Source organism: Dysgonomonas sp. HGC4, from assembly GCF_001261715.1.
In the GTDB taxonomy this organism is placed as follows: Bacteria; Bacteroidota; Bacteroidia; order Bacteroidales; family Dysgonomonadaceae; genus Dysgonomonas_A.
Map to the genome: position 1 here is coordinate 1 of NZ_CVRU01000193.1, position 3,565 is coordinate 3,565.

A 3,565-nucleotide genomic window follows, 5' to 3' on the forward strand; every position below is an offset into this window, starting at 1 on the left:
TAATAATGTTCTTTGAAGATAGCTTGTTCTTTTGTCAACAATTTTAAATCCTGATCGTTATAGATATAATTATTGTAAAGATTAGCCCTATGAATTCAAAGTTATTTGTTCTCGTTCTTGTTTTGGTGTTTTTACCCTATTTAGCTTTTAGTAAAGATATTCCATCTACTATTGAAAAATCGACCAAAGTTTTCGCAAAAAAAGACACTTCAAATCTAAAAATGGATATATATAAACTGAAGTCTCAATCTAATGTAGTGCAGCCATGTATGATATTCGTGTTTGGAGGCGGTTTTATTACTGGAAAAAGAGATAGTAAGCAGTATAACGATTATTTTACAGTTTTAGCGGAAAAGGGTATTACGGTAGTTTCTATAGATTATCGACTTGGCTTAAGAGGCATTAAGAAAGCTCCATCTGTCACAAATACCGAGCCTATGTATCATGCTGTTGATGTAGCAGTAGAAGATCTTTTCAGTGCAACTAAATATTTGCTCGATAATGCCAAGGCATTAAATATAGATACTGAGTTGATTATGATTAGTGGATCGAGTGCAGGAGCTATTACCGTGCTTCAGTCCGATTATGTAAAAAGAAATGCTCTTTCAGGTTCAGAGGTATTACCTGCTGATTTTCAATATAGCGGCGTATTAGCATTTGCAGGAGCTATTGCAAGCAAAGAGGGAACACCTAACTATAAGGTAGCACCAGCTCCTACTTTGTTCTTTCATGGAGATAAAGATATTCTTGTGCCCTATGCTTCAAAGCGTTTTTTTAGAAAAGGTCTTTTTGGTTCGAAGTCATTAGCAAAGAAATTCAAGAAGAAAGGATATTCCTATTGTTTTTTTACTGTTGAAGGGCTTTCGCATGAAATTGCTGAATCTCCAATGGTTATCTATCACAATCAAATTATATCGTTTATTGATGAATATATTTTTGATAAAAAGCCTTGGCAAATGGAGGTGAAATTGAATGATGCAAGCTTAAAGCCTGGTCCGGTTATGACTACTAAGAATTTGTACAAGTAAAATAGAGTTTTTCAGGAAATATAGAGATGAAGGTGTCTAATGGATATCTTCATCTTTTTCATTTAGTTATCTTGTTATATAGATATGGTGTATGTAAGTATAGATATAATCATAGACGTGGTTTGTAATATTTAACGTATTATATTTTTATTTTGGTTGTGTGCAATCTAATTTTGTAAAATTAAATAATTAGTAGGTAATGACAGAATATTTAAAACTCGAAAATCAAGTATGCTTTCCTATATATGCTTTAGCAAGGCAGATAGCAGCTTTATATAGACCTTATCTGGATAAATTGGGTTTAACGTATCCTCAATATCTGGTTATGCTGGTTCTGTGGGAGCATAAATCGGCTAGTGTAAAGTGTATAGGTGAATTACTTTGGCTTGATAGTGGAACGCTGACTCCCTTATTGAAACGCATGGAATCTAACGGACTACTTTCACGAAAACGTTCTTGCGTGGATGAAAGGGTTGTAGATATTCTGATTTCGGAAAAAGGGGAGGAGCTTAGGTTACAAGCCGAAGATATTCCAATGCATATAAAAGAGCAGTTAGAAACGGAGGATGAGCAATTGATTGCATTACGTGAGCAACTGAAGCGTATATTGTTGACAACCTCTAAATGCAAACTGTAATTTAGGAGAGATAAATACATCTGGAGTACTATTATAAAACGTCTTACATTATATTAAAAATAAAATGAGTTTATTAGAACAAGCAAAATGGCGATACGCCACAAAGAAGTTTGATGCTTCTAAAAAAGTAGATCAAAAATTAGTAGATCAAATAGTAGAAGCAGCCAGATTGGCTCCAACTTCATCGGGATTACAACCTTTCAAGGTAATTGTTATAACTAACCAAGAGTTGAAAAATAAACTAGTGCCTATATCTATGGGACAACAACAAGTTGCAGATTGTTCTCATTTGTTGGTCTTTGCTGCGTGGGATAATTACACCGAAGAAAGAATAGATCATATATATGGTATCACTACCGGAGCAAGAGAACAACCGGCTGATAGATATAAAGATTATACGGATCGCCTCAAATCGCTTTATTTGACTCGTCCCCAAGAAGAGAATTTTGCACATACAGCACGCCAGTCGTATATTGCTTTTGCTTACGCTATTGCTATGGCTGCCGAGCTTAAGGTAGATACAACACCCATGGAGGGGTTTGATAACGAAGCTGTAGATAAATTGTTAAATCTTTCTGAGCAAGGGTTGAGAAGTGTTACACTTCTACCATTAGGTTACAGAGACGAGTCTAATGATTGGTTAGTTAAGATGAAAAAGGCAAGACATCCTCAATCTGAGTTTATTATCGAAATAAAATAAGGTTTCGGATACTTAAAAAATAAGATGCAGATTGTTTCTGCGTTATAATTATATTCACAATTAAAAAATAACTCAAATGTCACAAATTACATTAGGCGGTCAAGCGGTAAATACAATTGGAAATTTACCATCAGTAAAATCGAAAGCACCAGCTTTTACATTAGTAAAACAAGATTTATCAGAATTATCTTTATCTGATCTTAAAGGTAAAAATGTTATTCTTAATATTTTCCCAAGCTTAGACACAAGTACTTGTGCTGCTTCGGTAAGAAAATTTAATAAAGAAGCTGCAAGCCTATCTAATACTGTAATATTAGCTGTTTCGGCTGATCTTCCATTTGCAGCAGGTCGATTTTGCACAACAGAAGGTATAGAAAATGTTATTCCAGTTTCTGTTTTCAGAGATCAAGCTTTTGCTCGCGATTATGGAGTATTGTTAGTAGATGGTCCATTGAAGGGATTACTTGCACGATCATTGGTTGTAATAAATCCAGAGGGAGAAGTAGTGCATACAGAACTTGTTCCCGAAATCAAAGATGAGCCTAACTACGAGGCTGCTTTAACTATTTTGAAATAAAATATAAAGCTTATGCCTACTACTATTTATGACTTTATAGTCAAAGGAAATAACGGACAGGATGTTGATCTTGCTCAATATCGAGGACAAGTGCTCTTGGTTGTGAATACAGCTAGTAAATGCGGTTTTACACCTCAATACAAAGGTCTCGAATACCTCTATCAGAAGTATAAGGATGAAGGGTTGGTGATATTAGGTTTTCCTTGTAATCAATTTGCAAATCAGGAACCGGCGGCTGATGCTGAGATAGCCTCATTCTGTGAACTGAACTATGGTGTTACTTTCCCTTTGATGAAAAAAGTTGATGTAAATGGTAAAGAGGCAGCTCCTATCTATCAGTTTTTAAAGAAAAGAGCGAGAGGTTTTCTCTTTTCTGGAATAAAGTGGAACTTCACAAAGTTTCTCATTGATAAGGATGGGCAAACAGTCAAGCGATTTAGTCCTATATCTAAGCCTGAATCACTGGAAGCTGATATTCTTAAAATGATTTTAGTAGGAAAATAATAAAAAGGGTAAGCACTATGCTTGCCCTTTTTATATTATATACCCCTTTATTTTATATCTATATTTCATCTCTGCATTTTATAGATTAACCTACGTTGTTTTACAGGTGTTATTTTAGT

The 3,565-nt window shown here is 34.6% G+C and carries 5 protein-coding genes; all 5 read left to right on the forward strand.

The genetic code is table 11. The features are described from left to right. The first annotated feature begins 89 nt into the window (after positions 1 to 89). The 5 genes from HGC4_RS17795 (at position 90) to HGC4_RS17815 (ending at position 3,446) form a co-directional block, all read left to right on the forward strand. Positions 90 to 1,028 (forward strand): alpha/beta hydrolase, encoded by a 939-nt coding sequence (locus HGC4_RS17795; protein ID WP_050711488.1) that lies wholly within the window; start codon positions 90 to 92, stop codon positions 1,026 to 1,028. Positions 1,029 to 1,227: 199 nt separating this feature from the next. Beyond that, positions 1,228 to 1,665, forward strand: a complete 438-nt coding sequence (locus HGC4_RS17800) for a MarR family winged helix-turn-helix transcriptional regulator (RefSeq protein ID WP_050711489.1) — start codon at positions 1,228 to 1,230, stop codon at positions 1,663 to 1,665. Positions 1,666 to 1,729: 64 nt separating this feature from the next. Further along, a complete protein-coding gene (locus tag HGC4_RS17805) occupies positions 1,730 to 2,365 on the forward strand; it encodes a nitroreductase family protein (RefSeq protein WP_050711490.1) in 636 nt (211 codons plus the stop codon). A 76-nt stretch (positions 2,366 to 2,441) separates the two neighbouring features. Then, a complete protein-coding gene (gene tpx, locus HGC4_RS17810) occupies positions 2,442 to 2,942 on the forward strand; it encodes a thiol peroxidase (RefSeq protein WP_050711491.1) in 501 nt (166 codons plus the stop codon). Between the two features lie 12 nt (positions 2,943 to 2,954). Continuing rightward, positions 2,955 to 3,446: a glutathione peroxidase gene (locus HGC4_RS17815; protein WP_050711492.1), complete on the forward strand. Its 492-nt coding sequence runs from the start codon at positions 2,955 to 2,957 to the stop codon at positions 3,444 to 3,446. Positions 3,447 to 3,565 lie beyond the last annotated feature (119 nt).

Coding starts and splice junctions, on each gene's coding strand:
- HGC4_RS17795 (WP_050711488.1), top strand. CDS start 90: ATGAATTCAAAGTTATTTGTTCTCGTTCTTGTTTTGGTGTTTTTACCC.
- HGC4_RS17800 (WP_050711489.1), top strand. CDS start 1,228: ATGACAGAATATTTAAAACTCGAAAATCAAGTATGCTTTCCTATATAT.
- HGC4_RS17805 (WP_050711490.1), top strand. CDS start 1,730: ATGAGTTTATTAGAACAAGCAAAATGGCGATACGCCACAAAGAAGTTT.
- tpx (WP_050711491.1), top strand. CDS start 2,442: ATGTCACAAATTACATTAGGCGGTCAAGCGGTAAATACAATTGGAAAT.
- HGC4_RS17815 (WP_050711492.1), top strand. CDS start 2,955: ATGCCTACTACTATTTATGACTTTATAGTCAAAGGAAATAACGGACAG.